The sequence below is a fragment of the Microbacterium sp. AG790 genome (assembly GCF_003634765.1).
Classification (GTDB): Bacteria; Actinomycetota; Actinomycetes; order Actinomycetales; family Microbacteriaceae; genus Microbacterium.
This window is the reverse complement of record NZ_RBWZ01000010.1, coordinates 145458-170422: the sequence shown is the minus strand read 5'-3', so window position 1 is coordinate 170422 and position 24965 is coordinate 145458. Positions and strand designations below refer to the sequence as shown.

The following is a 24965-nucleotide window of genomic DNA, read 5'->3' as shown; positions in this document are numbered from 1 at the left end:
CCGGTCGGCTTCGGTCGGAGGCGCTCAGGCCTCCGGCAGGAAGTAGGCCGCCGCGAGGGGCGCGACCTCCAGAGCGGATGCCGCGGCGCGGTCGACCCAGCGCAGCTCCTCGATCTCGGCATCCGTCACCGGCTGCTGGTCGCCGATGTCGACGCGAAAGACGTCCGCCACGACGGCGAAACCCGGCTCGTTGGCGGCGGGGGCGGTGAACTCGCCGAGCGGGGTGAGGTCGGCACCACTCAGGCGCAGCCCGATCTCCTCGGCGAGCTCGCGGATGAGCGTCTGTGCGGCATCCTCGCCCGCCTCCGGCTTGCCGCCCGGCTGCATGAACGCGCTCGTCCCGGCCTTGCGCACGAGCAGCAGCCGTCCGTCGGCGTCGGTGATCACGGCGGCAGAGACACGGATCGAGCGGGAAGTCGCGGAGTCGGGATGCGGCGGCGTCGAGGTCACCCTCGCACGCTAACACTCCGATGTGCGTCCCCCGACACCCCCTGGTCGTGGACCGCCGCCGACGGTTGACTGGGAGCATGAAGCTTCTGCTGACCTCGGGCGGGGTCACCAACGACAGCATCCGCACCGCGCTCGAAGACATGCTCGGCACACCCATCGCCGACAGTTCCGCGTTGTTCATCCCGACGGCGCAGTGGGGCCAGCCGCTGTGCTCGCCCGAGACGGTGTGGCGTTCGACGGCGGGGCGGTGGCTGGGCGGCATCCACAGTCCCGTCGAGCTCGGCTGGCGCTCCGTGGGGGTGCTCGAGCTCACCGCCCTGCCGACGATCGCGCCCGAGCGATGGATGCCGTGGGTGCGCGCGGCCGATGCGCTGCTCGTCGACGGCGGCGAAGCGGTGTACCTGGCCGAGTGGATCCGCACCTCGGGGTTGGCCGACCTCCTGCCGGAGCTGCACGACACCGTGTGGGTCGGCATCAGCGCGGGCAGCATGGCCCTGACGCCGCGCGTGGGGCCGGAGTTCGTGGACCGGCATCCGGGTGGCACCGACCAGACGCTGGGGCTGGTCGACTTCTCGATCTTCCCGCACCTGGACTACCCGGGCTGGACGGGGAACACGACCGCCGCGGCCCACCGGTGGGCGGAGGGCATCCGCGGCCGTGCCTACGCGATCGACGACCAGACGGCGATCCGTGTCGTCGACGGCGTGGTCGACGTGATCTCCGAGGGCAACTGGGAGCTGCTCAACGGGTGAGCCTGCCGCCGGGCGCTCCTACTGCTCAGACCGTCAGCATCACCTTCAGCGCCTCGCGGGAGTCCATCGCGGCGTAGGCGGCCGGGGCGTCGTCGAGCGGCATGATCCGGTCGAACACGCGACCGGGCTCGATCGTGCCGTCCAGCACCAGCGGAATGGCGTCCTCGAGGTACGCGCGCACGGGGGCGACGCCGCCGGTCAGGGTGATGTTCTTGCCGAACAGCGACGCGAAGCCCACGGGCGCGCTCTCGTACTGCGGAACGCCGACGCGCGAGATGACCCCACCGGGGCGCACGACACCGTACGACTGCTCGTACGCCGGCATGTGGCCCACCGCCTCGATCACCACGTGGCTGCCCTCACCGTCGGTGAGATCCATCACCCGCGCGATGCCCTCCGCGCCGCGCTCGGCGACGACATCGGTGGCGCCGAACTCGACGCCCAGGTCGGTGCGGTCGGTGTGGCGGCCCATGAGGATGATGCGCTCCGCCCCGAGAGTGCGCGCGGCGAGCACCGCCGACAGGCCCACGGCGCCGTCGCCGACGACGGTGACCGTCTGACCGGGCCGCACGCGGGCCAGGTGTGCGGCGTGATAGCCCGTCAGGTAGACGTCCGACAGCGTCAGCAGTGACGCCAGCAGGGAGTCGGATGCCGTGTCGGGGTCGACGCCCGGAACCACCACGAGCGTGCCGTCGGCCTGGGGGATGAGGGCGCGCTCGGCCTGCAGACCCCCGACCCGCCCGGTGCCGTAGAAGCCGCCGTGCTGGCAGGAAGTCTGGAAGCCCTCGCGGCAGAAGACGCACGTGTTGTCGGAGTAGACGAAGGGTACGACGACGAAGTCACCGGGGTGCACCGTGGTGACGTCGGCGCCGGTCTCCTCGACGACGGCGATGAGCTCGTGCCCCATGCGGCGGCCCGTCGCACTGTCGCCCATCGAGTGATAGGGATGCAGGTCCGAACCGCAGACGCACGCGCGGACGATCCGCACGACCGCATCGGTCGGCTGCTGGATGACGGGATCGGGGACGTTCTCGACGCGGACGTCTCCGGCGCCGAACATGACGGTTGCTCGCATGAGTCCATTTCACGCCATCCGCCCGGCCCTCTCTCACACCCCGCGCCCAGGAGTGGGTGCCGCAGGGTCGCGCTCCCGTGCAGAACCGCTGGTCAGCCGTTCTTTCTCGTCGTGAGCAGATAAGGGGGATGCTGGTCGAAAAACTCAGTGGGAGCGGGTGACGATGAACGCGATCGCCCAGTAGAGGAACGCCACCGCGCCGATGGCGAAGCCGGCCAGTCCCAAGCCCTTGCCTCTCGCACGTCCGCGTATCGCCGCCCGGGCGCCCTGCGCTGAGATGATCGCGCCTACGGTTCCGAGAAACCCGAACACGAACAGACTCACGCAGGAGATCACGAAACCCCAGATGGCGAGCTGACTGAAGGGCAGCCGCGGAGCCGGCGCAGGGGTTGACGCCTCGGCGCCGGAGGGGTGATGAGACGTGTGTTCGGGTTCATCCATAGGGCCGTTTTCGCACGCGGCACTATGTTCCGGCTGAACCTCGCAGCCGCAGCGCGAGGAAGAGCGCCGCGCACAGCGTCGTGAGCCCCGCCGCGAGGAGGACGACGGCCGTCCAGCCGGCGCTCGCGAACAGGTGCGTGGATGCCGCGCCCGACACCGTGCTGCCGAGGTAATAGGTCAGCAGGTAGGCGCTCGATGCCCGCGAGGTGCTGCGCCCCACCGCCTGAGCGCGCGCGACGACCCACCCGCTGAGGATCGAGTGTGTTCCGAGAAAGGCCGCCGTCAGAAGTCCGAGACCCGCGAACACCGCGATGACGTTCGGCCAGAACACCAGGCCGGTCGCGGCGAGCATCGCGAGCGCGCCCAGCAGCGAGGTGACCGCGCGGCCGAGGCGTCTCGAGATCCGGTGGAACAGGCCCGGCGCGAGGATGCCGAGGGGGTAGGCGAAGTAGACGAACACCTCTGCCGCGCCGAGCGAGAACGGCGGGCCATCGAGGCGGAACGGAACCGCGTTGTACAGCCCGACGAAGGTGGCCATCGCGAGCGCGCCGGCCACACACACGGCGAGGATGACGGGGTCGCGGAGGGAGGCGACCGTGCCGCCGAGCAGGTCGCCGATCCGCAGGGGCAGCGGTGCCGCGCCGTCGCGGGGGAGCGCGAACCAGACCAGCACGCCGACGATGACGCTCAGCGCACCGAGCACGGTGCTCACGAGCTGCCAGCCGCCGAGGGCGGCCAGCGGCAGCGGCGCGAGGCGGCCCACGGCGCCGCCGAGCGCCGTGCCGGAGATGTAGAGCGCGTTTGCGCGCCCGTGGGCGTCGTCGCGGACGGCGTCCCGCAGGTACGCGAGCGCGACGGCCGGCAGCACCGCCAGTGCCAGGCCCCCCGCGGCGCGGAGGGCGAGGAAGGCCTCCCACGTGGGTGCGAACGCGCACGCCACCGAGAGGATGCCGGCGATCACGAGCGATCCGCTCATCGCTGACACCCGCCCGATGCGATCGGACAGCGGGGCCGACAGCAGCAGGCCGAGGAGCATGGCCGCGGTCGTCGCCGAGATCGCGAGTCCGCTGGCGCCGGCATCCACCCCGAACGACGCAGCGATCGACGGCAGCAACGGTTGCGGGAAGTAGATGATCGCGAAGTTCGCGAGACCGCCGGCGGCGAGCAGGCCCACGACGCGTCGGTAGGAGGGGGTGCCTGCGGCGATGCGCGCGATCGACCCGGTGGGGGTGCGATCGAGCAGGGTGACGGCCATGCGGACCATCGTCGTCCCGCGCACAGTCGGGCCGGAAATGAAACGAAAGCCGCTTTTGATGCGTTCAGCGCATAATTGGTGTCATGGACGAGCAGACCCTCCGCATCTTCCTGTCGTTGGCCGAGACGCAGAACACGCGCGACACCGCCGCGGAACTGCGCGTCAACCAGTCGAACGTGTCACGCGCGCTCGCGCGACTCGAAGACGAGGTCGGGATGGCGCTGTTCGCCCGACACGGCAAACGGCTCGAGCTGAACGCCAATGGCCTCGCCTTCCGCGCCGACGCGGCAGGCATCCTCGACGCGGTCGAGTCGGCCCGCCGTCACGCGGAACTGATCGCCGACGAGGGGCGCCTGCTGCGCGTCGGGTTCCTGCACTCGGTGGCGCGGTGGATGGTCCCCGACGTCATCCAGCGCTTCCGCGCACTGCGACCCGACGTGCGGGTCTCGCTGCGTCAGGGCTTCGCCCGCGACCTCTACGGCTGGCTCACCCTTGACACGATCGACGTCGCCTTGAGCACGGCACCGCTCGCAACCTCCGCGACCTCCGACGACATCGGATGGCAGCCGCTCGCCGAAGAGCCGCTGTGCATCGCCGTCCCCGCGGGCCATCCGCTCGCGGCGGCATCCGGCCCGGTCGATGTGCGTGTACTGGCAGGGCGCGACTTCATCGGCTTCTCGCGCATCGCGGAGCTGCGGACGGCGGTCACCGGGATCTTGGATGAGGCCGACGTCGCCGTGAACGTGACCTTCGAGAGCAGCGAGATCGACACGATGCGCAGCCTCGTGGCCGGCGGACTCGGGGTCTCGATCCTGCCGCGCACACCGGGCCGCGACGACCCGGGAGTGGTCTATCTCCCCCTGGAGCCGCAGCGCGTGCGTGCGATCGGCATCGCCTGGAGCACCACCGCCCAGGGTGCCCGCTACGCGAAGGAGCTGGTCGCCGCGCTGCGGGAGCGGTGAGGGGGTCGCGGGACAGGGCATGGTGGTGCGCATCCGTCGTCGATACAGTTGGCGGCATGACGCCGGTGCGGAGGATTGTCGTCGTCGGCTTGAGTGCATCGCTCGCGGTGGGGCTCAGCGGCTGCACGATGAACGAGCTCATCTGGGGAGCCGACGGCGCGCATGTCATCGACACCACGCAGAGGCTGATCGTGGCTGCGGCGGCGGGAGAGGCTGAGGGGCTCGTCTGTGCAGGGTCCGGCCCCGACCTCCGTGACCCGGCGGACTGGGAGGGGCTCACCGCTCAAGAACCCGAGCGGTTCGTCGCCGCTCATTGGCCAGAGATGGCCCCTCATGATCCGACGTGGAGCATCAACCTCTCACTGCCGACGTCGAGCGTCATCGCGGGTGCGCAGTATCCGGGCGACGTCTTCTACCGGGAGGTCGGCGGCGAGCTCTGTCTCGTCGACATCGCCTGGTGGACGGTGCAGTAGTCGCGGCCAGGCCCCACGGCCTCGGAATCGACGGGCGGACGGGATGACCGGTCGACGGGGCTGATTCGGACACACGGATGCCGCGGCATCCGCCAGAATCGTGGTGCCCGCGCGGCGCGCACCGGCGGAACCTCCGCTCGACCGCCCTCTCCCGAAGGACGTGACCCGATGACCGACAACTGGCTGCTCGCCCGACCCGAGGTCGACCTCGACGAGGTCCGCGCGCTCGCGCGGCGCGACTACGGTGTCGACGGCGAGCTCACCGAGCTGGGCAGTCAGCAGGACCGCAACGTCCTCGTGCGCGGCGCCGACGGAACGGGCATTCTCGTCAAGATCTTCCACCCGACGGTCGACGCGTTCGCCGTCGACCTGCACATCGCGGCCTCCGATCGCCTGCGCGCCGAGGGACTGCTCACCCCGGAGGTGCTGACGACGGCATCCGGCGCCCGCACGACGCAGATCGTTTGCGGCGACGGGCAGGTCTCTCGGGTGGCCGGCTTCCAGATCGTCGACGGCGAGCCGCTGTCCGACATCACCGACGCCGACGGCGCCCAGGCCGAGGAGCTGGGCGAGCTGGTCGCCGAGGTCGCCGACGTTCTCGCCGGAATGGATGCCGAGGACACCGACCGCAACCTGCAGTGGGAGCTCGGCAACGCCCTTGCCGTCGTCGAGCAGCTCATCGACGACCTCCCCGACGACCGTCGCGAGCAGTGCCTGGGCGCCGCCCGTCGCGCCGCCGCCGAGCTCGACGCCGTCGCGGCCCATCTTCCGCGCCAGGTGATCCACGGCGACCTCACCGCCGACAACGTCATGCGCGACCGGCGCGGGCGGCACTGGGTGATCGACCTCGGCGATGTCGCGACGTCGTGGCGTGCCGCCGAGCTGGCGATGCTGCTCGCCGACCTCATGGGCCGCACCGACGACCTCGCGATCGTCGGCCGCGCCGTCACGGGCTTCGATCAGCGCGCGCGCCTCGCGGATGCCGAGATCGAGGCGCTCTGGCCGCTGGTCGTGCTCCGCGGCGCCGTGCTCGCCGTCAGCGGCTGGAGCCAGTTGCGCATCGACCCGGGCAACGATTACGCGCGCGAGCGGGTCGAGCACGAGTGGCAGGTCTTCGCGCGGACGGCCCGGGTACCGTCCGCCGAGGTGACGGCGCAGCTGCGCCTGGCCACGGGCCGTCCGCACCGCGCGGGCCTCGCCTACCGTCCCGTCCTGGCGCAGCTGGATGCCGCGGCCGCCGTGGACCTCGGCATCCGCAGCGCGCACCTCGATCGCGGCCGCTGGACGGTTCCCGGGATCGAGCAGGAGCTCGTCCGCGACGCGCTCGCCGCCGCCCCCGTCGCGGTGCTGCGCTACGGCGAGAGCCGACTGAGCCGCGTGTCGAGCGACACGACGCGGCCGGCTGCCACCCGTGCGCGGTGCGTCGAGCTGTGGACCCGTCCGGGTGCCGAGGCGGTCGCGCCGTTCGGCGGCATCCTGACCGTCGACACCACCGCGGTCGAGCTGCGCGATGCCGGCGTGGTGCTGCGGATCGAGGGTCTGGTCGTCGAGACGGCGCCGGAGCGCACCGTGCACCCCGGCGCCCCGCTCGGTCGCGTCGCCGAGCTCGAACCGGGACTCGGCCGCCTGCGCATCACCCGTCGTCTGCGTGAGGCCGCCGCCGACGCGGCATTCACGGATGCCGAGGGCGAAGCCGAGACCCCGGGCGCGGCAGACCCGTCGGCGATCCTGGGCACCGATCGCGTGGCCGATCCGGTGCGGGCGACGCGGCACGCCCGACGGGTGCGCGAGGAGGCGATCGGCGCCGCCGCCGAACGCTTCTACGCCGAGCCGCCGCAGATCGAGCGCGGCTGGGGCGCCCTCCTCATCGACACGCAGGGGCGCGCCTACGTCGACCTCGTCAACAACGTGACGGCGATCGGACACGCTCATCCCGTCTTCGCCGACCGCATCGCCCGGCAACTGCACCTGCTGAACACCAACTCGCGCTTCCTCTACGACGCCTTCGCCGAGTTCACCGCGCGACTGCTCGCGCACAGCCCCGACCCGTCGCTCGACACCGTCATCCCCGTCAACAGCGGGTCGGAAGCGGTGGACCTCGCCCTCACGCTCGCCCGCGTCGCCACCGGCCGGCGCGACGTGATCGCCGTGCGCGAGAGCTATCACGGCTGGACGAGCGCCGCCGACGCGGTCAGCACCTCGGCGTTCGACAACCCGCACGCCGCCGACTCGCGTCCCGACTGGGTGCACCTCGTCGACGCGCCGAACGCCTATCGCGGCCGTCACCGCGGACCGGATGCCGGGGCCGCCTACGCGCGCGAGGTCGCCGACCTCGCGCGCTCCCTGGCCGACGAGGGCCGCCCCGCGGGCGCCTTCATTTGCGAACCCGTGCTCGGCAACGCCGGCGGCGTCATCCCGCCGGCCGGGTATCTCACCGCCGTCGCCGACGCGGTGCGCGCGTACGGCGGCCTGGTGATCGCCGACGAGGTGCAGGTCGGCTACGGACGCCTGGGATCCTCGTTCTGGGGGAGCACGATGCAGGGGCTCGTGCCCGACGTCGTCTCGGTGGCGAAGGCGGCGGGTAACGCCTACCCCCTCGGCGCCGTCATCACGCGCCGCGAGATCGTCGATGCCCTCGCCCGCGAAGGAACGTTCTTCTCCTCGGCCGGTGGCACCCCCGTCAGTGCGGTCGCGGGCTCGGCGATCCTCGACATCATCGACGCGGAGAACCTGTCGCAGAACGCAGCGCGGGTCGGCGCCATCATCGCCGAGGGGGTGCGGGCGCTGATGCCTCGGCATCCGCTCATCGGCACCGTCCACGGGGCGGGTCTGTATCTCGGTATCGAGCTGGTGCGTGACCGCGAGACGCTCGAGCCCGCGCGCGACGAGGCGGCGCGCGTGTGCGATCTGCTGCTCGGACACGGGTTCATCGTGCAGGCCGCCTCAGAACGGCAGAACGTGTTGAAGGTGAAACCGCCCCTCGTGCTCACCGAGGTCGATGCGCGCCGGTTCGTCGCCGCCCTCGACGCCGTGCTCAGCTCGCTGCGCCGCTGAGCGCCCCGCCGCCCGCCGCCTCGCCCGCCGCCCGCCCCGCCCGCCGCCCGCCGCCGAATCGGGGTCGCGTTCTGCGGCATCGATCAAGCGGTAGCCGCGGATTGCGACACCGACTCGGCGCGAAGCCGCGGATTGCGACACCGATTCCGGGGTTGGCGGGCTTGCGGCCCGGCATCCGTGGCGTGCCGGAGTCGATGGCGCTTCTCGTCCGCGTGTCACAGCGGCGCTCGTAGAGTGGAGGAGATGACTTCCTCGCCGCAGTCCCGTCGTTCCCCGTCGTTCCGCCCCCTCGCCCGTCGGGCCCCGGAGCACCTCGGCATCCCCGAAGCCGCCGTGCTGGCGCTCGCCGAGCGCCTCGCCGCGGAGGGTCTCGACCCGCACGCGCTGCTGGTCGCCCGCCACGGCGAGGTGGCCTTCGAGACCGCGTGGGCGCCGTACCGGCTGGAGCGGCCGGCGCTCGTGTACTCGGCATCCAAGACGTACACGGCGCTGGCGATCGGCTTCCTCGCCGACGAGCGGCTGCTGGGCCTCGACGATTCTGCGGGTCTGCACGTGGGGGAGGAGAACCCGCACGGTATCACGGTGCGTCATCTGCTCACGATGAACACGGGCCACTCGGCCGAGCAGATCGAGCGCATCGGCACCGATCCGCTCGTCCTGCTGCGCGAAGAGCCCGCGTTCGCTCCCGGCACACACTTCGCGTACAACTCCCCGGCCACGCACACGCTGTCCGCGATCGTCACCGCCCTCACCGGGGAGCCGCTCACCGCCTACCTGCGCCCGCGGCTGCTCGACCCGCTCGGTATCGGGGAGCGGTGGATGTCACCGTACGGCGGCATCGAGCACGGCGCCTCGGGCTTCCACCTGACCGTGGACGATCTCGCTCGCACGGCCATCATGCTGAACGCCGGCGGCGTGGTCGACGGTGTGCAGGTCGCGCCGGCCTGGTATGTCGAGGAGATGTCGCGTCCCTGGTCGGATACCTCGGTGTTCGAGGGGCCGATCGCCGCCGACGGCGAGGTCAACGACTGGGCCCTCGGCTACGGCTACCAGGTCTGGCGCGGCCGCCACGGGTTCCGGCTCGACGGCGCGTTCGGCCAGTTCGCGCTCGTGCTGCCCGACCACGACCTGGTCATCGCCTACCAGGGAGCCACCCTCGACACCCAGGCGACGCTGCGCGCGTTCTGGGCGTTCGTCGCGGCTGTCGAGGTCGCGGACGCGGCAGGCGGAGCGGATGCCGCGACCCCCGCCGCCACGGGCGCCGACACCGCCCCGACGGCGCCGACCGCGGCACTCGACGCGGCGCGCGACGGCTGGGCCGAGCGTGACCGGCTCACGATCAGTCCCGACCCGTTCGACGTCGCGGGACTCGCCCTCGACGACGCGGCGGACGGATGGTGCCTCGCCCTGCCCGGTGTCGGCTCTCTGCCGGTCGGCCCGTTCTGGCACGAGATCACCGTCGAGGGCCCGGCCGTGGACGGTGCACCCGATGCCACCCACCTGCGCCTTGCCACACGCGGGGAGCGCCGCGACGACGGCAGTGTGCTCGTGCACGTGGTCGACACCACCTCTCCGCATCGCGCGATCGTGCGCCGTGACGCGTCCGGTGCGGTCCACGCCGGCTGGCACCTGCCGCCGCTCGGCGGCGGGTGGGAGGCGCTGCGCGTCCCGGCATCCGTCCCCCGTATCGCGACCTCTGCGTCGGCCGTGCTGCTGGACATGGACGGCACTCTCGTCGACTCGCATGCCGTGGTGGAACGCCTCTGGACCCAGTGGTCGCTCGATCACGGCGTCGATCCGGCGCAGACGCTCGCGATCATCCACGGTCGGCAGGGCCAGGACTCGATGGCGCTGCTGCTGCCCGACCGTCCGCACGAGGTCAACCTCGCCGAGAACGCCGAGATGCTCGCTGCCGAGACGGCGCAGACCGAGGGCGTCGTGGCGATCCCCGGCGCGGCCGACCTTCTCGCCGCGCTGGCTCACGAGGGCGTGCCGTACGCACTGGTCACGTCGGCGACCACCGAGCTGGCCACTGCGCGCATGCGGGCTGCCGGGCTGCCGATGCCTCCCGTCGTGATCGCGGCGGCCGACGTGAGCCGCAGCAAGCCCGATCCCGAGGGCTTCCTCGCCGGCGCCGCGGCGCTCGGGGTGGACGCCGCGCGCTGCATCGTGGTCGAGGACTCCGCCAACGGCATCGCCGCCGGACTCGCCGCCGGCATGCGCGTCATCGGCGTCGGCCCCCACGCCGCCGAGGCGGGGCCGACGTGGACGGTCGTCGATGCCAGCGGCATCCACGTCACCCGCGATGGCGCGGGGGCACCGATCATCGCGCTCGACTGACGGGTCGCGATCTGCGGCATCCTGCGGGCTGAGGTGCCCGATCGCGCTACCCACTCGCCCGACAGTTCACCATTGACATCATCGCGCCCTCGGGTCTACGGTCGTGCCTAACAGACGATAAACGTCCGTTAATAAATGCGACAGTCAGACCGTCGAAGAGGATGGGATCAAGACATGACGTCATCGGTAGTCGAGCCGGTCGAGGAGCACGCGCCCGCCGCCGACGAGCGGGTGCCGCTCGGCGCGTGGGAGTGGGCTCGCCGCGAGCCCGGCCGGATCGCGCTCGAGGATGAGCGCGGCCGCACCACGACCTTCGGCGAACTCGGCGCACGCGTCAACCAGCTGTCGCGCGCGCTCCGGAAGATCGGCGTGACCGAGGGCGGCGTCGCAGCGGCCCTCGTTCACAACGAGCGGGAGTACTTCGAGCTCATCCTCGCGACCGGCCAGATCGGCGCCTACGCGCTCGTGATCAACTGGCACCTCACACCCGAGGAGATCCTCTACATCCTCCGTGACAGCGGCGCGGCGGTGCTGTTCGCGGATGCCGAGCTCGGTGCCGCTCTCCTCGATGTCGACGACCAGCTCCCCGCCCACCGCTACTCGATCGGCGAGCAGCTCGTCGGTTGGGGGGACTACGCCGCGTTCGGCGCCGACCAGCGCACCGAGGCGCCCGAGAACCGTCGCAACGGCGCGGTGATGGGCTACACGTCCGGCACCACCGGGCGCCCGAAGGGCGTGCGACGGGTCCTGCCCGATGTGAGCCCCGAGGAAGGGCTCGCGTTCAACGGCATCCTGCTCTCCGCCTTCGGCCTCAACCGGCGCGACGGGAAGCATCTCCTCTGCTCTCCCGCCTATCACGCGGCGCCCAGCGGGTTCGCCCTCGCGGCCCTGCACTTCGGTCAGACCGTTCTCATCCACGAGCGCTTCGTCGCCGACGCGGTGCTCGATGCGTTCGAGAGCGGCGTCACCAACTCGCACATGGTGCCGACGCACTTCCACCGCCTGCTCCAGTTGCCCGCGGAGCGCCGCGCGTCGGCCGACCTGTCGGGACTGCACCGCATCGTCCACGCGGGAGCGCCCTGCCCACCCGAGATCAAGAAGGCGATGCTCGACTGGTTCGGTCCGATCGTGTGGGAGTACCTCGGCGCGACCGAGGGGCTGGTCAGCATCGCGAGCCCGGAGACGTGGCAGGAACGCCCCGGCACGGTGGGACGGCCCTTTGCGCCGGACGCCGTGGCGATCAAGCGTGAGGACGGTACGGATTCCGCGCCCGGCGAAGAAGGAATGATCTACTTCCGGGCGACCCTGCCGTTCGAGTACCACAACGACCCGGAGAAGACGGCGGCGAGTCGACTGGGCGACCTCGTCACGGTCGGCGATCTCGGGATGATGGACCACGACGGCTACGTGTACCTCCTCGACCGCCGAAGCGACCTCATCGTGAGCGGTGGCGTCAACATCTACCCGGCCGAGGTCGAGGCCGCGCTCCTGATGCACCCGTCCGTGCAGGACGTCGGCGTCATCGGTGTCCGCGACGAGGAGTGGGGCAAGCGTGTCGTCGCCGTCGTCCAGGTCATCGAGGGCGTCGAGCCCGATGAGGCGCTGCGGGAAGAACTCGACGAACACGCTCGCCGGCACCTTCCGTCGTACAAGCGTCCGCGGCGCTATGAGTTCCTCGACGACTTCCCGCGCACCGACGCGGGCAAGGTCAAGCGCCGCGAACTGCGCGACATCTACGACCCGGATCGCCCGCCGACCACGGTCGTCGTCGGCATCCGATGACTCAGAGAGAAGAGGAAACAATGGGAGTTCTGGACGGAAAAGTCGCGGTCATCACGGGCGGCGGGCGCGGCATCGGTGCCGCGGTCACACGAGCCTTCGCGCGGGAGGGCGCCGCGGTCGTGGTCAACGATCTCGGCACCAGTCCCGATGGTGTGGGCGGTGACGCCGGTCCCGCGCACGACATCGTGGCCGAGATCCTGCAGAACGGCGGCCGGGCGGTCGCCGACGGAGGCGATATCGCCGACACCGCCACGGGCGAGCGCCTCGTGTCGACGGCGGTCGAGACGTTCGGCAAGCTCGACATCGTCGTGAACGTCGCCGGCATCCTGCGCGATCGCATGATCTTCAACCTCTCCGAGGAGGATTGGGATGCCGTCATCCGCGTGCACCTGCGCGGTCACTACAGCACGGTGCGCCCGGCCGCGGCGTACTTCCGGGAACAGCGCAATCCCGACGCGGACTACCGGATCATCAACTTCACATCGGTGTCGGGTCTGCAAGGCTCTCCCGGTCAGCCCAACTACGCGGCCGCCAAGATGGGCATCGTGGGACTGACCTACTCGCTCGCACAGGGGCTTGCGCGGTACGGGGTGACGGCGAACGCCATCGCACCCGGAGCGGCGACGCGCCTCACCGCCACCGTGCCCGACGAGAAGTCTCTCGGCGACATGGCGACGAACGCCGACATGTCGCCCGAGAACATCGCCCCTCTCGCGGTGTATCTGGCCAGCGACCGGTCGCGGTGGCTCAGCGGGCGCGTGCTCTCGGCGCAGGGCCGGTCGGTCGGTCTCTACTCCAATCCGGAAGAGATCGCGACGGTGTCCAACGCCACCCCGTGGTCGTTCGACGAGCTCGGCGCGGCGCTCGAAAGCGACGTCCGCCCGCTCGCCGACGGACTGCCGAAGAGCATCTTCGCCGCCCAGCTCACATCGTGACCGGCATCCCCGGCGGCCACGTCGTCCTCACTCAGGTCGAGGACGGCGTGGCGACCGTGACCCTCAACCGGCCGCAGGTCATCAACGCCCTGAGTGCGGAGATGGTGCGGATCATCACCGACGCCCTCCTCGCGTGGATGCGCGATCCCCGCGTGGCGTGCGTCGTGCTGCGTGGACGGGGGCGCGGGTTCTGCGCCGGGGGCGATCTGCAGGCGGGTGACGTCGATGCGGACGACTTCCTCCGCACGGAGTACGCCCTGGACGCGCTCATCGCGGAGTACCCCAAGCCCGTCATCGCTCTCATGCACGGCCTCGTGCTCGGCGGCGGGGTGGGCCTTTCCGGGCACGCCGCCGTGCGGGTCGTGACCGACAGCACGCGACTCGGGATGCCGGAAACGCGCATCGGTCTCTGCCCCGATGCCGGCGGATCGCGTCTGCTCGGGAGGGCACCGGGCGCAGTCGGGGTGATGAAGGCGATGGCCTCGGCCACGATGTCGGCATCCGAGGCGATCGCGTTCGGGTTCGCCGACGTCTTCGTCGCCGACCTCGACGCCCTCCTCGTCGCGCTCGGTGCGGGGGTGCGCGAGGGTCGCGACCCATGGACGGTCATCCGTGACAGCGGGCTGGTGCGCGAACCGGATCCGGTCTCCTCGCCGCCGTGGGTGGAGGACGCCTGCGGTGGCGGTGACGCCGTGGAGATCGTCCGCCGGATGGAGGCCGGTACGCCGGATGCTCAGGAGCTGGCCGCGCGCATCCGCGAGATGTCCCCCTTCGCCGTCGCCGTCACCGTGCCGTTGGTCCGCCGCGCCGCGACCCTCACACTGCGGGAGACGCTGCAGCGGGAGTACGCGGTCCTGAGCGGGCTCTCCGCGCGCGCCGACACGGCCGAAGGCATCCGCGCGCGACTGGTCGACCGCGATGTTCCGCGGTGGCTGCCGGCGCGCCTGGAGGACGTCGTGCCCGCCGATGTCGATGCCCTCCTCGACAGCTCCCGTCGCCCCTTGGACTTTCACACGCTCACCCCGCCGAAGGAGACCGCACGATGACCCTGAACCTCGATGCCGTAGGCACGCAGACCGACGGCGGCTTCGCCGAATGGACGAGCACCGATGCGATCCTCTACGCGCTCGGCGTCGGTGCCGGAGCCGCCGATCCACGACGGGAGCTCGAGTACACGACCGAGAACTCGGCGGGCGTCGCGCAGCGGGTACTGCCCACGTTCGCCGTGGTGCTGGGCGGTGGGGGCGGGACCGACCTGGGCGACTTCTCGATGACCCAGGTGCTGCACGCGGAGCAGAGCGTCACCCTCCATGCCGACCTTGCCCCGGAGGGGCGGCTGCGCCGCACGAATCGCGTCATCGAGATGCTCGACAAGGGTGACGATGCGCTGATCGTGGTCGGCGCATCCTTTACCGACCCGGAGACGGGCGCGGCGGTCGCGGAGACCACGTCGACGATCTTCGTGCGCGGAGAGGGCGGCTTCGGCGGACCGCGCGGCGCGTCGACAGCATGGTCGGTGCCCGAGCGGGAGCCGGATGCCGTGGTGCTCCTGCGCACGCGCCCCGATCAAGCGCTCCTGTACCGCCTCAGCGGTGACCGCAATCCCCTGCACTCCGATCCGGCGTTCGCGGCGAAGGCCGGGTTCTCCACGCCGATCCTCCACGGTCTGTGCGGATACGGCTTCACGGGGCGGGCGCTGCTGAGCCTCGTCGACGACGACCCGTCCCGATTCGGCTCCATGAGTGCGCGCTTCGCCGCTCCGGTGCTGCCGGGCGCGGAGCTCGAGGTGCAGATGTGGCGGACGGATGCCGCCGCGCACAGCTTCCAGGTGCTCGTCGACGGTCGTGCCGTGCTGAGCCGCGGAGTCTTCACGGAGCGTGCACGATGAGCTTCCTCGAACCCGAGCCGACGCCGGCCACCGCGCCGTTCTGGGAGGGCGTGCGTGAGGGTGTGCTGCGTCTGCAGCGCGGTCGAACGACGGGGCGGTGCTTCTTCTACCCCCGACCGCACAGCCCCTTCGACCCCGACGAGGAGGTCGAGTGGTTCGACGCCAGCGGACGGGCGACCCTCGTGTCGTACATCATCAATCACCGCCCGCTGCCCGACGTCGACGTGCTCTCGCCGATCATCGCGCTCGTCCGCCTGGAGGAGGGTCCCACGCTCATGACCAACATCGTCGACGTCGAGCCCGATCCCGCCCACCTGGCGCTCGACATGCCGCTCCAGGTGGTCTTCCGCGCGGCCGGGGACGCCGTCCTGCCGGTCTTCACCCCTGCCTTCACGCCGACCACGTCCGGCGCTTCCGCCGGGGAGGTGCGCGCATGAGCGGCATCCACCGCGGCGCCGTCGCCATCGTCGGCGCCGCCGAGACCGACGAGCTCGGCAGCCTCCCCGGGATGTCCATGCTCGACCTGCACGCCAACGCGGCGCTCAACGCGCTGCGCGACGCGGGCCTGACCGTCGCCGACGTCGACGGCATCATCACGGCGGGCCCGATGGCGATGGAGGTGTCCGACTATCTCGGCATCGTCCCCCGATATCTCGACGGCACGATGGTCGGCGGCGGCAGCTTCATGCTCCACGTGCGCCACGCCGCTGCTGCGATCGCGAGCGGAGCCGCCGATGTCGTGCTCATTACCCACGGCGAGTCGGGGCGTTCTCGCGTCGGGATGCCGCCCTGGAATCGCACGCCGTCATCGCTTCCCGGCCAGTTCGAGATGCCGTATGGCGCCCTGGCGCCGTACTCGACGTTCACCCTCCCCGCGCTGCGCTTCCTGCACGACCGCGGAATGGATATCCGCGATCTCGCCGAGCCGGTCGTCGCGCAGCGGGAATGGGCGCAGCGCAACCCGCGGGCCTTGAAGAAAGAGCCCATCACGGTCGACGAGGTCATGGCGGCATCCCCGGTCGCCTACCCCTTCACGAAGGACATGTGCTGCGTCGTGACCGACGGCGGTGGCGCCCTCGTCGTCGTGTCCGCGGAGCGCGCCGCGGATCTGCCCTCGGCCTCGCGCGCGGTGTACCTGCAGGGCTCGGGCGAATCGGCGGAGTCACCCCTGATCTCGCAGATGGACGGCGCCTCCTCGTTCCGCTCCTTCCGTCTGTCGTCGCAGGAGGCCTTCCGCACGGCGGGCATCCGGCACGACGACATCGACCACCTGATGGTGTACGACGCGTTCGCGCACCTGCCCCTGTACGGGCTCGAAGACCTCGGATTCGTCGGTCACGGCGAGTCGGCGGACTTCATGCGCGACGGCCATACCAGTCCGGGCGGACGCCTGCCGATGAACACGAACGGCGGGGGGCTGTCGTACACGCACACCGGCATGTACGGGATGTTCGCGATCCTCGAATCGGTGCGGCAGCTGCGCGGCGAAGCCGCGGCGCAGATCGACGGCGTCCGTGTCGGGTTCGTGCAGGGTGTCGGCCTCTTCTTCGCGGCCGCCGGCGCCCTGGTGCTCTCCTCGGAACGCGAGCTCGGCTGACCGCCGTGACATACTCGGTCCATGTCCCAGCCCGCGCCGATGCGTGGTCGACCCCCCGACCCGCGGATGAAGGAGAAGGTGCTCCTCGCCGCGCTCGAAGTGTATGCCGACTCGGGCTGGGCGGGCTTCACGATCGACGCGGTCGCCTCGAAGGGGCGGGTCGGCAAGGCGGCGATCTACAGCCGATGGTCGAGCAAGGAGGAGCTGCTCGTCGAGGCGATCCGCGCGGCCGCGCCGGAGGCCGAGCCGATGGAGATCGACACGTCGACCCCGCTGCGCGCGACGCTCATCGCGTACGCCGAGCGCCTGATCGGTGCGCTGTCGGGGCATCTCGGGCTGGTGATGCTGCGTGCGCAGCTGGAGGCGAAGATTTTCCCCGACGTCCTGGGGGCGGCGATGTCGTCGTTCCAGATGGAGTGGCAGGCCGTGGCGCGGTCGGTCGTGGCGGCTGCCGCCGCGCGCGGCGAGCTGCCCCCGACCGCGTCGCCGGCGCTGGTGTTCGACAGCGTCCGCGGGACGATCATCAATCACTACCTGATGATCCCGGGCCGATCGATCGAGAGGTTCGTCGGGGAACGCACCCGCTACGCGGAGCGCTTGGTGGACACGGTGATCGCCGGCCTTCGGGCATACTCGGCGGAGGAGTCGGATGATCCGTCGTGGGAGCGAGCCGGCGTTCCAGCAGCTCGTCCGTGAGATCCAGGCCTGGGAGCTGAGCCCCGGCGAGGTGCTCGACCCCGTCGTACTGGCCCTCCGGCTCGAGTCGTCCGAGGCCGAGGTGACCGAAGCCCTGGGACGCCTCGCGGCGGCGGGACTGGTCGAGTCCCGCGACGGGCAGGGCGTCGTGGCGGGGTTCGACAGCGAGAACGTGGTGGAGCTGTTCGAGCTGCGCGAGGCGCTCGAGGTGCAGGTCGCGCGGCTCGTCGCGCGTCGGCACGATCCGCAGGTGTTCGCCCGCCTGCGCCGGGAGCTGTCGGCCGCGCGGGAGGCCTGCGCCTCGGCCGCCGACGGCGGCTTCGACGTCTTCTATACCGTCGTCGACCGGTTCGACGAAGCGATGGACGACGCGGTCGCCAACCCCTTCCTCATCGGAGCGCTGGCGCCGATTCGTGCCCACCTGCTGCGGGTGCGCCGCGTGAACCCGTCGGCGTCCCGCTTCCTGCAGGCCCTCGCGGAGCAGATCGGCATCGTCGACGCGATTCTCGACCGCGACGAGGTGCTGGCCATGCAGACGACCGCCGTGCACCTGCGGGCGAGCCTGACGAGTCTTCTGGGACGGATGGGGGTGACGGATGCCTGGTCGCAGCACCGCACGGGTGGCTGACGTCGTCGCGGTCGACGCTGCGCAACCGGACGCGTGGCTCCGCGGCGACCGTCCCCCGACCGTGGAGCTCTCCCCCGGAGTGTGGGCGGTGCCCGTGCCGTGCGAGATGTTCCCCGTGCGGTTCACCTACGCCTACCTCGTCGTCGACGGCTCGGACGCCGTCGTGATCGATCCGGGTCTCGATACGCCGGCGGGCATGGACGCCCTCCGCGCGGGCGCTGCCGATGCCGGCCTGGACCTCGGCAATCTCACCCGCATCCTCGTCACGCACTACCACCCCGACCATCTGGGCATGGCCGCGCGACTGCGGGACCTCTCCGGTGCCCGGGTGTCCGTCCACGCGAGCGAGGGGGCGTTCCTCGCCGACATGATCGATCGGCCTCCCGAAGTCGCGGCGGAGTCCGAGATGCGGTGGCTCGTTGCCGTGGATGCCGGGCCGGACCTCGTCCGCGCGCTGCGGGAGCAGTCGCACGCCGTCGGCGCGCTGCTGCGCGTGCAGCTGTGTCTGCCCGACGACCACCTCCGCGACGGCGACATCGTCGCGGTCGGATCTCGCCGGCTCGTCGCTGTCCATACCCCCGGCCACACCTCCGGTCACCTGTGCTTCGTCGACCCCGAGGCGAAGCTCCTGTTCACGGGCGACCACATCCTGCCGACGATCAACCCCAACGTCGGGTTGCACCGCGCGTCGGACGACGGCGACCCGCTCGGCGACTACCTCGTGGCGCTGGAGCGCCTCCGCGCCTTCGCCGATCATGTCGTGCTCCCCGGGCACGAATACGCGTTCACCGGCCTGGGCGACCGCATCGACGCATTGCGTGGTCACCAGACCGTCCGCAGCGAGGCTCTGACGTCGGTGCTGCGGCAGCGGGGTCCCTGTTCGGTCAGCCAGGCCGCCGCCGCGCTCACATGGTCACGGTCGTGGGAAGCGATGTCGGTGGCTGACCGGCACCTGGCTCTGGCAACGGTGTTCGCGCACGTGCGGCGCCTGGAGGCGCGTGGCCTCGTCGCCGTTGTCTCGACCGATCCGACGCGATACGGCCTCGTTTCATGACCCCGCGTGCCGACCAGTCCGTCCCGGTGTCGGACTCCGCTGCCCGTGCGTCTCTCGCTTGGGCGGTGAAGCCGAGCTTCTGGAGCTATGTACTGGACGCCGGTGGATCGATCACGGCGGTGGGGTCCGCAGAGATCGTGGGCGCCGAGGTGCGCTTCCCGACCGTCGCCCCACCTGCGGCCGGAGGGGCGACGAATCGGCGTTCCTTCGTCGGCGGCGTGATCTTCGACGCTCATCACGGAGCTCTGCGGGCCGCGGTCTTCGACCCGGCTCTGGAGGAGAGCTCCACCGGTACGACCCTGACGGCACGCCTCGGCATCCACGACGTCGAGCGCGTCGCGCTCGCCGACATCGATCCGCGCACCCTCTCGGCGACGCTCCGGCTCGAGGGAGCGATGCTCTTCGACTTCCGGTACGCGCCCGGCACGGAACTCGCCCCCGTGCGCCTCGTCTGATCGGGTCGACGAATCCGTCGAGGCCTCAGATACCTCTTGCGCTTCGACGCGCCATGAGTAATATCAGACGAACATCGTCCATATATGCGGTCCAACGGTGGACCGCCCAGACGGAGCCAAAGGCGGCTCCAGTCAGGAGAATGTCATGTCGTCTCTTCGTGGAAGACGCGTCATCGTCACCGGTGCGTCGTCGGGCATCGGCGCGGCCGTCGCGCAACAGCTCATCGACGCGGGGGCCGAGGTCACCGCGCTCGATCGGAACGAGCCCACCGTCGCCGTCGCCCGCTACATCCCCGTCGACCTCGCCGATCCCGCCAGCATCGACAACGCTGTCGCGCAGCTCTCCGGCTCGTACGACGCACTGCTGAACGTCGCAGGCGTGCCGGGAACGCTCCCCGGCGACGTCGTGTTCGCGGTCAATTTCCTCGGCATGCGGGCACTCACCGAAGCGGTCGTCCCGCTGCTGCCGCGCGGTGGTGCCGTCGTGATCGTGTCGTCGACGGCGGGCAACGGCTGGCCCGCGCGCATCGCCGCGCTGACCGAACTCATGGAGACCACGTCCTTCGAGGAGGGGGCGGCCTGGTTCGCCTCCCACCCGCAGGAGGGCAACGCCTACAACTTCTCGAAGGAGGCGGCCACGGTCTACACGCAGGGGCAGGGCATCGCGCTGCTGGAGCGCGGCATCCGCATCAACGCCGTGCTTCCCGGTCCCGTCGAGACCCCCATCCTCGGTGACTTCGAGGAGTCGATGGGCAAAGACCTGCTCGACGGCGTCCGCTCGATCGTCGGTCGGCACGCGACCGCTCAGGACATCGCCGGCCCCGTGATCTTCCTGGCATCCGACGAGTCCCGGTGGGTCAACGGGCATGCCCTGGCCGTCGACGGCGGACTGACCGGCGGCGTTCTCGCCGGCCGTCTCCAGCTCACCCCGCCGAACTGAACGGAGATCGGACGATGATCACACCCTTCGCCACCGCGCACCCGGTGTCCACCGACATCGACATCTCTTCGCTCGCCTTCTGGAGCAAGCCCTTCGACGTCCGGGAGGAATCCTTCCGGCGGCTTCGTCACGAAGCCCCCGTCTCGTGGCACGAGCCCTTCGAGGTCCCCGGCTACGACACCCACGGCGAACAGGGATTCTGGGCCCTCGCCCGCGCCGAGGACATCACGGCCGTGAGCCTGGACAACGAGACCTTCGTCTCGCGCTTCGGGGTGAGCATCGCCCCCTCGCCTCTCGAGATCCAGCAGCTCGCCTCGTTCTTCCTCGCGATGGACCCGCCGCAGCACTCCATCTACCGTCGGCTGGTCGGCGCATCGTTCACGCCGAAGGCGATCGCTCGGCTGACCGACAAGATCGCCGAACGCGCCCGCGACATCGTCGCCCGCGTCCGCGGGGCCGGAGACATCGACTTCGTCGAGGACGTCGCCGCGCTCCTGCCCATGATGACCGTCTGCGATCTCATCGGCATCCCCGAGGAACAGCAGCAGGCCGTGCGTCACGCGGCCGACGCGTTCGTGTCCGACTCCGATCCCGTCGAGCTTCCGGAAGGGATGACGAGCGTGACGTACCGCCTATCGCAGGCGTTCTTCCTCCACCAGGTCGGGGCGGAACTGGCGGCCCATCGACGTCGCCACCCGTCGGACGACCTCATGACCGATCTGGTGCAGGGCGAGGTCGACGGCAAGCGCCTCACCGACGAGGAGATCGGCGCGTTCATGGTGCTGATGAGCGTCGCGGGCAACGACACCACGAAGCAGACGACAACGCGGACGGTGATGTCGCTGGATGCCAACCCGGACCAGCGGGACTGGCTGATGGAGGACTTCGACGGGCGCATCAACGGATCGATCGAGGAGTTCGTGCGGCACGCGTCGCCCGTCATGACCTTCGCCCGGACGGCCACCCGTGACACCGAGATCCGAGGCGTCCCCATCGCCGAGGGAGACAAGGTCGGCCTGCTGTACTGCTCGGGCAACCGCGACGAGACGGTCTTCGACGACCCCGCGAGGTTCGACCTCCGCCGCGGCCGCTCGCCGCACGTCGGCTTCGGCGGAGGCGGCGTGCACTACTGCCTCGGCAACGGTGTCGCCAAGACGCAGCTGCGGGCGATCTTCAACGAGCTGCTGAACAACACCGACGGCATCGAGGTCGGCGAACCCGATTTCCTCGTCGGCAACTTCATCAACGGCGTCAAGCACCTGCCGGCGAGGGTGTCATGACCGGGCTGCGGGTGATCGTCGATCGTTCGCGGTGCAGCAGCATCGGCCTGTGCGAGTCGGTCGCGCCCGACTATTTCGAGATCGGCGACGACGCGCAGCTGATCCTGCACCGCGAGGAGGTGTCGCCGGAGGACGAGCGCGACGTCCGCGAGGCCGTCCGCTCGTGCCCCGCCGCCGCGCTCACCCTCATCGAGGACAGCGAGACATGACCCGCCGCCTCACCGTCGTCGGCGCCTCACTCGCCGGGTTGCGTGCCGTGGAGAGTGCGCGGGAGCACGGCTTCGACGGCGAGATCGTTCTCATCGGGGACGAGATGCACGCCCCGTACGACCGTCCGACCCTCTCGAAGGCGTTCCTCACGTCGGGGGAGGATCCGGTCGAGTACCGGTCTCTCGCGCAGATTCGAGAAGATCTCGGGGTGCGCCTGCTCCTCGGACGGAGGGCCACCGGGTTGGATGCCGGGGAGTCGGTGGTCCGCACCGATCAGGGCGACGTCGGGTACGACACCCTGATCGTCGCCACCGGAGCGTCCCCGCGTCGGTTGCCCTTCGGCCACGATCTGGCGGGCGTGCACACCCTGCGTACCCGCGCCGACGCCGACCTGCTGCGCTCCGCGCTCGTGCCGGGAAGCCGGCTCGTGGTGATCGGAGGCGGCTTCATCGGGTCGGAGCTGGCATCGTCGGCCCGCGAGCGGGCGGTCGACGTCACGATCGTCGAGGGCGCTCCCGTTCCCCTCGTGCGCGCCGTCGGCGCCGAGCTCGGACGCGTGTTCTCCGATCTGCACGCCCGCAACGGCGTTCCCCTGCTGTGCGATGCCGCCGTGGCGGGGGTGCGCGGCGTCGCGGGTCGCGTGTGCGCCGTCGACCTCGCCGATGGCCGCTCCCTGCCGGCCGACGTCGTGGTCGTCGGCATCGGAGCCGTCCCGGCGACGGACTGGCTGAAGGGCAGTGGCATCGCGTTGGCTCCCGACGGGGGCGTGCTGTGCGATGAGCGCCTCGCGACTTCCCTTCCGGACGTCTACGCGGCCGGCGATGTCGTGTCGTGGCCGAACGCCCTGCTCGCGGGCGGCGTGACGCCGACCACGCGGCTGGAGAACTGGACGAGCGCGTCGGACCAGGGTCGCCGGGCGGCCGTCAACGCGCTCTTCCCCGAGGATGCCGAGCCGTTCGTCACGGTGCCCTACTTCTGGAGCGACTGGTACGGATCGCGCATCCAGTTCGTCGGCACCGCCGACGCCGAGGAGGTCTCGTTCGTGTTCGGCGACCACGACAGCGATCGCTTCGCCGCCCTCTTCCGCTCCGGTGACCGACTCGTCGGTGCCGCGACGCTCAACGAGCCGCGCAAGGTCATGAAGTATCGCCGTCACATCGCGCTCGGCGGGTCGTGGATCGACGCGCTCGCCCTGATCTCGGATCCCGCCGTCTCCTCCAGCCCCGCCTCTTGAAAGGAACAACCATGTCACTCCTCCTTCCGCAGCTCGAGCTCGCCTCCGTCACCATCGGCGGACGCGAGGTGACTACGGCCGACAGCTTCGAGGTCATCAACCCCGCGACGGGTGAGCCGTTCGCCGTCGCGCCGAACATCACCGCCGCGCAACTCGACGACGCGTTCGCCGCGGCGAACACCGCCCAGCTGACCTGGCGCAAGGACGAGCAGGGACGGCGCGTCGCTCTGCGCGCCGCGGCCGACGCGATCGACGCGGCGGCGCCGACCTTGGCCGGCATCCTCACGGCCGAGCAGGGCAAGCCGCTCAGCGACGCTCTCAGCGAGATCGGCACGGCGACCTACTGGCTGCGCTACTACGCCGAACTGGAGATCCCGAAGGAGATCGTCCAGGACGACGACAACGGCTACGCCGAGGTGCTGCGTCGTCCGCTCGGTGTCGTGGCAGCGATCACCCCCTGGAACTTCCCCATCGTGCTGGCGATGTGGAAGATCGCGCCGGCACTGCTCGCGGGGAACACGATGGTGATCAAGCCGTCACCGTTCACGCCGCTCACCACCCTCGCGCTGGGCGCCGTCCTGCGGGACGTGCTTCCGGCGGGCGTGCTGAACGTGGTCAGCGGCGTCGATCCGCTCGGAGCGTCGATGTCGGCGCATCCCGTTCCGCGCAAGATCTCCTTCACGGGCTCGACCGCGACCGGCAAGAGGGTCGCGGCCGCCGCGGCCGACGATCTGAAGAGGCTGACGCTGGAGCTCGGCGGGAACGATCCGGCCATCGTGCTGCCGGGAACGGATGTCGCCGCCATCGCGCCGTCGCTGTTCTGGGGGGCCTTCGGCAACAACGGACAGATCTGCCTCGCGGCCAAGCGGGTCTACGCCCACGAGAGCGTGCACGCGGAGCTCGTCGAGGCACTCGCCGAGATCGCACGCGGTGTGCGCGTCGACGAGGGCACGGTCGAGGGCGCGCAGCTCGGGCCCATCAACAACCTGCCGCAGTACAACCGTGTCTCCGAGCTGGTCGCGGACGCGCTGAGCAACGGCGCACGTGCGGCGGCGGGCGGTCGACGTATCGACCGCCCGGGCTACTTCTTCGAGCCGACGATCCTCGACCGCATCGACGACGGCATCCGCATCGTCGACGAGGAGCAGTTCGGTCCCGCGCTGCCGGTGGTGTCGTATTCGTCGGTCGAGGATGCCGTCGGTCGGGCCAACGCCAGCATGTACGCCCTGACCGCGTCGGTCTGGGGGAGCGACCTCGACGAGGCGTACGCGGTCGCCGGGAGCATCGACAGCGGTCAGGTGTCCATCAACAGCCACGGCGGCGCGGTCCTGCCGCACCTGCCCTTCGGTGGTCACAAGTGGAGCGGCATCGGCGTCGAGAACGGGCCCTGGGGTCTGTACGGCTTCACCGAACTCCAGGTCATCCAGTCGCCGCCGCGCGGCTGACCGCGACACCCGTGACCGT

24 protein-coding genes are annotated in these 24965 nt (G+C 70.8%); 20 read left to right on the top strand and 4 right to left on the bottom strand.

The features are described from left to right. Window positions 1-24: 24 nt before the first annotated feature. Window positions 25-450, bottom strand: coding sequence for an NUDIX domain-containing protein (locus DEU37_RS11910; RefSeq protein WP_121190872.1), 426 nt, complete (start codon window positions 448-450; stop codon window positions 25-27). 77 nt (window positions 451-527) lie between these two features. Here DEU37_RS11910 and DEU37_RS11905 point away from each other — a divergent pair, with 77 nt between their 5' ends. Beyond that, window positions 528-1202 (top strand): Type 1 glutamine amidotransferase-like domain-containing protein, encoded by a 675-nt coding sequence (locus DEU37_RS11905; protein ID WP_121190871.1) that lies wholly within the window; start codon window positions 528-530, stop codon window positions 1200-1202. A 25-nt stretch (window positions 1203-1227) separates the two neighbouring features. On the opposite strand, the gene DEU37_RS11900 is transcribed toward DEU37_RS11905, so the two are convergent. The 3 genes from DEU37_RS11900 to DEU37_RS11890 form a co-directional block, all read right to left on the bottom strand. Further along, entirely contained in the window at window positions 1228-2277 is a 1050-nt protein-coding gene (locus DEU37_RS11900) for a zinc-binding dehydrogenase (protein ID WP_220699844.1), read from the bottom strand. Window positions 2278-2421: 144 nt separating this feature from the next. After that, window positions 2422-2718, bottom strand: coding sequence for a DUF4190 domain-containing protein (locus DEU37_RS11895; RefSeq protein ID WP_121190869.1), 297 nt, complete (start codon window positions 2716-2718; stop codon window positions 2422-2424). A gap of 22 nt (window positions 2719-2740) precedes the next feature. After that, a complete protein-coding gene (locus DEU37_RS11890; protein WP_259457271.1) occupies window positions 2741-3973 on the bottom strand; it encodes an MFS transporter in 1233 nt (410 codons plus the stop codon). 83 nt (window positions 3974-4056) lie between these two features. On the opposite strand from DEU37_RS11890, the gene DEU37_RS11885 reads away from it, so the two are divergent. The 19 genes from DEU37_RS11885 (at window position 4057) to DEU37_RS11795 (ending at window position 24946) form a co-directional block, all read left to right on the top strand. Further along, window positions 4057-4935 carry a LysR family transcriptional regulator gene (locus DEU37_RS11885; RefSeq protein WP_121190867.1) on the top strand — a complete coding sequence of 293 codons (879 nt, stop codon included), beginning with the start codon at window positions 4057-4059 and terminating at the stop codon, window positions 4933-4935. Between the two features lie 56 nt (window positions 4936-4991). Beyond that, a complete protein-coding gene (locus DEU37_RS11880; protein ID WP_121190866.1) occupies window positions 4992-5408 on the top strand; it encodes a hypothetical protein in 417 nt (138 codons plus the stop codon). Between the two features lie 168 nt (window positions 5409-5576). Next, window positions 5577-8462: an aminotransferase class III-fold pyridoxal phosphate-dependent enzyme gene (locus DEU37_RS11875; RefSeq protein WP_121190865.1), complete on the top strand. Its 2886-nt coding sequence runs from the start codon at window positions 5577-5579 to the stop codon at window positions 8460-8462. Window positions 8463-8705: 243 nt separating this feature from the next. Continuing rightward, window positions 8706-10802 (top strand): HAD-IA family hydrolase, encoded by a 2097-nt coding sequence (locus tag DEU37_RS11870; RefSeq protein WP_121190864.1) that lies wholly within the window; start codon window positions 8706-8708, stop codon window positions 10800-10802. Between the two features lie 174 nt (window positions 10803-10976). Further along, on the top strand, window positions 10977-12584 hold the full coding sequence (locus DEU37_RS11865; protein ID WP_121190863.1) for an AMP-binding protein: 1608 nt from the start codon (window positions 10977-10979) through the stop codon (window positions 12582-12584). A gap of 20 nt (window positions 12585-12604) precedes the next feature. After that, window positions 12605-13519 (top strand): SDR family NAD(P)-dependent oxidoreductase, encoded by a 915-nt coding sequence (locus tag DEU37_RS11860; protein WP_036316785.1) that lies wholly within the window; start codon window positions 12605-12607, stop codon window positions 13517-13519. After that, a complete protein-coding gene (locus tag DEU37_RS11855) occupies window positions 13516-14565 on the top strand; it encodes an enoyl-CoA hydratase/isomerase family protein (RefSeq protein WP_183043679.1) in 1050 nt (349 codons plus the stop codon). The genes DEU37_RS11860 and DEU37_RS11855 overlap by 4 nt, the downstream gene beginning before the upstream one ends. After that, window positions 14562-15407, top strand: coding sequence for a MaoC family dehydratase (locus DEU37_RS11850; RefSeq protein ID WP_036316788.1), 846 nt, complete (start codon window positions 14562-14564; stop codon window positions 15405-15407). The genes DEU37_RS11855 and DEU37_RS11850 overlap by 4 nt, the downstream gene beginning before the upstream one ends. Next, window positions 15404-15844 carry a Zn-ribbon domain-containing OB-fold protein gene (locus DEU37_RS11845; RefSeq protein WP_051039469.1) on the top strand — a complete coding sequence of 147 codons (441 nt, stop codon included), beginning with the start codon at window positions 15404-15406 and terminating at the stop codon, window positions 15842-15844. Before DEU37_RS11850 ends, DEU37_RS11845 begins: the two co-directional genes overlap by 4 nt. Continuing rightward, window positions 15841-17004 carry a thiolase C-terminal domain-containing protein gene (locus tag DEU37_RS11840; protein ID WP_121190861.1) on the top strand — a complete coding sequence of 388 codons (1164 nt, stop codon included), beginning with the start codon at window positions 15841-15843 and terminating at the stop codon, window positions 17002-17004. Before DEU37_RS11845 ends, DEU37_RS11840 begins: the two co-directional genes overlap by 4 nt. A gap of 21 nt (window positions 17005-17025) precedes the next feature. Continuing rightward, window positions 17026-17700: a TetR/AcrR family transcriptional regulator gene (locus DEU37_RS11835; protein WP_083867933.1), complete on the top strand. Its 675-nt coding sequence runs from the start codon at window positions 17026-17028 to the stop codon at window positions 17698-17700. Further along, window positions 17654-18328: a GntR family transcriptional regulator gene (locus DEU37_RS11830; RefSeq protein ID WP_121190860.1), complete on the top strand. Its 675-nt coding sequence runs from the start codon at window positions 17654-17656 to the stop codon at window positions 18326-18328. Before DEU37_RS11835 ends, DEU37_RS11830 begins: the two co-directional genes overlap by 47 nt. Then, window positions 18297-19382 carry an MBL fold metallo-hydrolase gene (locus DEU37_RS11825; protein WP_121190859.1) on the top strand — a complete coding sequence of 362 codons (1086 nt, stop codon included), beginning with the start codon at window positions 18297-18299 and terminating at the stop codon, window positions 19380-19382. Before DEU37_RS11830 ends, DEU37_RS11825 begins: the two co-directional genes overlap by 32 nt. Beyond that, on the top strand, window positions 19379-19837 hold the full coding sequence (locus DEU37_RS11820) for an HtaA domain-containing protein (protein ID WP_121190858.1): 459 nt from the start codon (window positions 19379-19381) through the stop codon (window positions 19835-19837). Before DEU37_RS11825 ends, DEU37_RS11820 begins: the two co-directional genes overlap by 4 nt. Before the next feature lie 145 nt (window positions 19838-19982). Further along, the gene (locus tag DEU37_RS11815) at window positions 19983-20777 is read left to right on the top strand and encodes a coniferyl-alcohol dehydrogenase (protein ID WP_121190857.1); all 795 of its coding nucleotides are present in this window, start codon (window positions 19983-19985) and stop codon (window positions 20775-20777) included. Window positions 20778-20791: 14 nt separating this feature from the next. Then, window positions 20792-22057, top strand: a complete 1266-nt coding sequence (locus tag DEU37_RS11810; protein WP_121190856.1) for a cytochrome P450 — start codon at window positions 20792-20794, stop codon at window positions 22055-22057. Then, complete coding sequence (locus tag DEU37_RS11805) at window positions 22054-22266, top strand: ferredoxin (RefSeq protein ID WP_036318725.1); 213 nt, start codon at window positions 22054-22056, stop codon at window positions 22264-22266. The genes DEU37_RS11810 and DEU37_RS11805 overlap by 4 nt, the downstream gene beginning before the upstream one ends. Further along, the gene (locus DEU37_RS11800) at window positions 22263-23501 is read left to right on the top strand and encodes an NAD(P)/FAD-dependent oxidoreductase (protein WP_121190855.1); all 1239 of its coding nucleotides are present in this window, start codon (window positions 22263-22265) and stop codon (window positions 23499-23501) included. The genes DEU37_RS11805 and DEU37_RS11800 overlap by 4 nt, the downstream gene beginning before the upstream one ends. An 11-nt stretch (window positions 23502-23512) precedes the next feature. Continuing rightward, entirely contained in the window at window positions 23513-24946 is a 1434-nt protein-coding gene (locus tag DEU37_RS11795) for an aldehyde dehydrogenase family protein (protein ID WP_121190854.1), read from the top strand. The last annotated feature ends 19 nt before the right edge of the window (window positions 24947-24965 follow it).

Coding starts and splice junctions, on each gene's coding strand:
- DEU37_RS11875 (WP_121190865.1), top strand. CDS start 5,577: ATGACCGACAACTGGCTGCTCGCCCGACCCGAGGTCGACCTCGACGAG.
- DEU37_RS11890 (WP_259457271.1), bottom strand. CDS start 3,973: ATGGCCGTCACCCTGCTCGATCGCACCCCCACCGGGTCGATCGCGCGC.
- DEU37_RS11850 (WP_036316788.1), top strand. CDS start 14,562: ATGACCCTGAACCTCGATGCCGTAGGCACGCAGACCGACGGCGGCTTC.
- DEU37_RS11830 (WP_121190860.1), top strand. CDS start 17,654: ATGATCCGTCGTGGGAGCGAGCCGGCGTTCCAGCAGCTCGTCCGTGAG.
- DEU37_RS11825 (WP_121190859.1), top strand. CDS start 18,297: ATGCCTGGTCGCAGCACCGCACGGGTGGCTGACGTCGTCGCGGTCGAC.
- DEU37_RS11865 (WP_121190863.1), top strand. CDS start 10,977: ATGACGTCATCGGTAGTCGAGCCGGTCGAGGAGCACGCGCCCGCCGCC.
- DEU37_RS11905 (WP_121190871.1), top strand. CDS start 528: ATGAAGCTTCTGCTGACCTCGGGCGGGGTCACCAACGACAGCATCCGC.
- DEU37_RS11840 (WP_121190861.1), top strand. CDS start 15,841: ATGAGCGGCATCCACCGCGGCGCCGTCGCCATCGTCGGCGCCGCCGAG.
- DEU37_RS11815 (WP_121190857.1), top strand. CDS start 19,983: ATGTCGTCTCTTCGTGGAAGACGCGTCATCGTCACCGGTGCGTCGTCG.
- DEU37_RS11795 (WP_121190854.1), top strand. CDS start 23,513: ATGTCACTCCTCCTTCCGCAGCTCGAGCTCGCCTCCGTCACCATCGGC.
- DEU37_RS11810 (WP_121190856.1), top strand. CDS start 20,792: ATGATCACACCCTTCGCCACCGCGCACCCGGTGTCCACCGACATCGAC.
- DEU37_RS11870 (WP_121190864.1), top strand. CDS start 8,706: ATGACTTCCTCGCCGCAGTCCCGTCGTTCCCCGTCGTTCCGCCCCCTC.
- DEU37_RS11880 (WP_121190866.1), top strand. CDS start 4,992: ATGACGCCGGTGCGGAGGATTGTCGTCGTCGGCTTGAGTGCATCGCTC.
- DEU37_RS11845 (WP_051039469.1), top strand. CDS start 15,404: ATGAGCTTCCTCGAACCCGAGCCGACGCCGGCCACCGCGCCGTTCTGG.
- DEU37_RS11835 (WP_083867933.1), top strand. CDS start 17,026: ATGTCCCAGCCCGCGCCGATGCGTGGTCGACCCCCCGACCCGCGGATG.
- DEU37_RS11885 (WP_121190867.1), top strand. CDS start 4,057: ATGGACGAGCAGACCCTCCGCATCTTCCTGTCGTTGGCCGAGACGCAG.
- DEU37_RS11800 (WP_121190855.1), top strand. CDS start 22,263: ATGACCCGCCGCCTCACCGTCGTCGGCGCCTCACTCGCCGGGTTGCGT.
- DEU37_RS11805 (WP_036318725.1), top strand. CDS start 22,054: ATGACCGGGCTGCGGGTGATCGTCGATCGTTCGCGGTGCAGCAGCATC.
- DEU37_RS11820 (WP_121190858.1), top strand. CDS start 19,379: ATGACCCCGCGTGCCGACCAGTCCGTCCCGGTGTCGGACTCCGCTGCC.
- DEU37_RS11860 (WP_036316785.1), top strand. CDS start 12,605: ATGGGAGTTCTGGACGGAAAAGTCGCGGTCATCACGGGCGGCGGGCGC.
- DEU37_RS11900 (WP_220699844.1), bottom strand. CDS start 2,277: ATGCGAGCAACCGTCATGTTCGGCGCCGGAGACGTCCGCGTCGAGAAC.
- DEU37_RS11895 (WP_121190869.1), bottom strand. CDS start 2,718: ATGGATGAACCCGAACACACGTCTCATCACCCCTCCGGCGCCGAGGCG.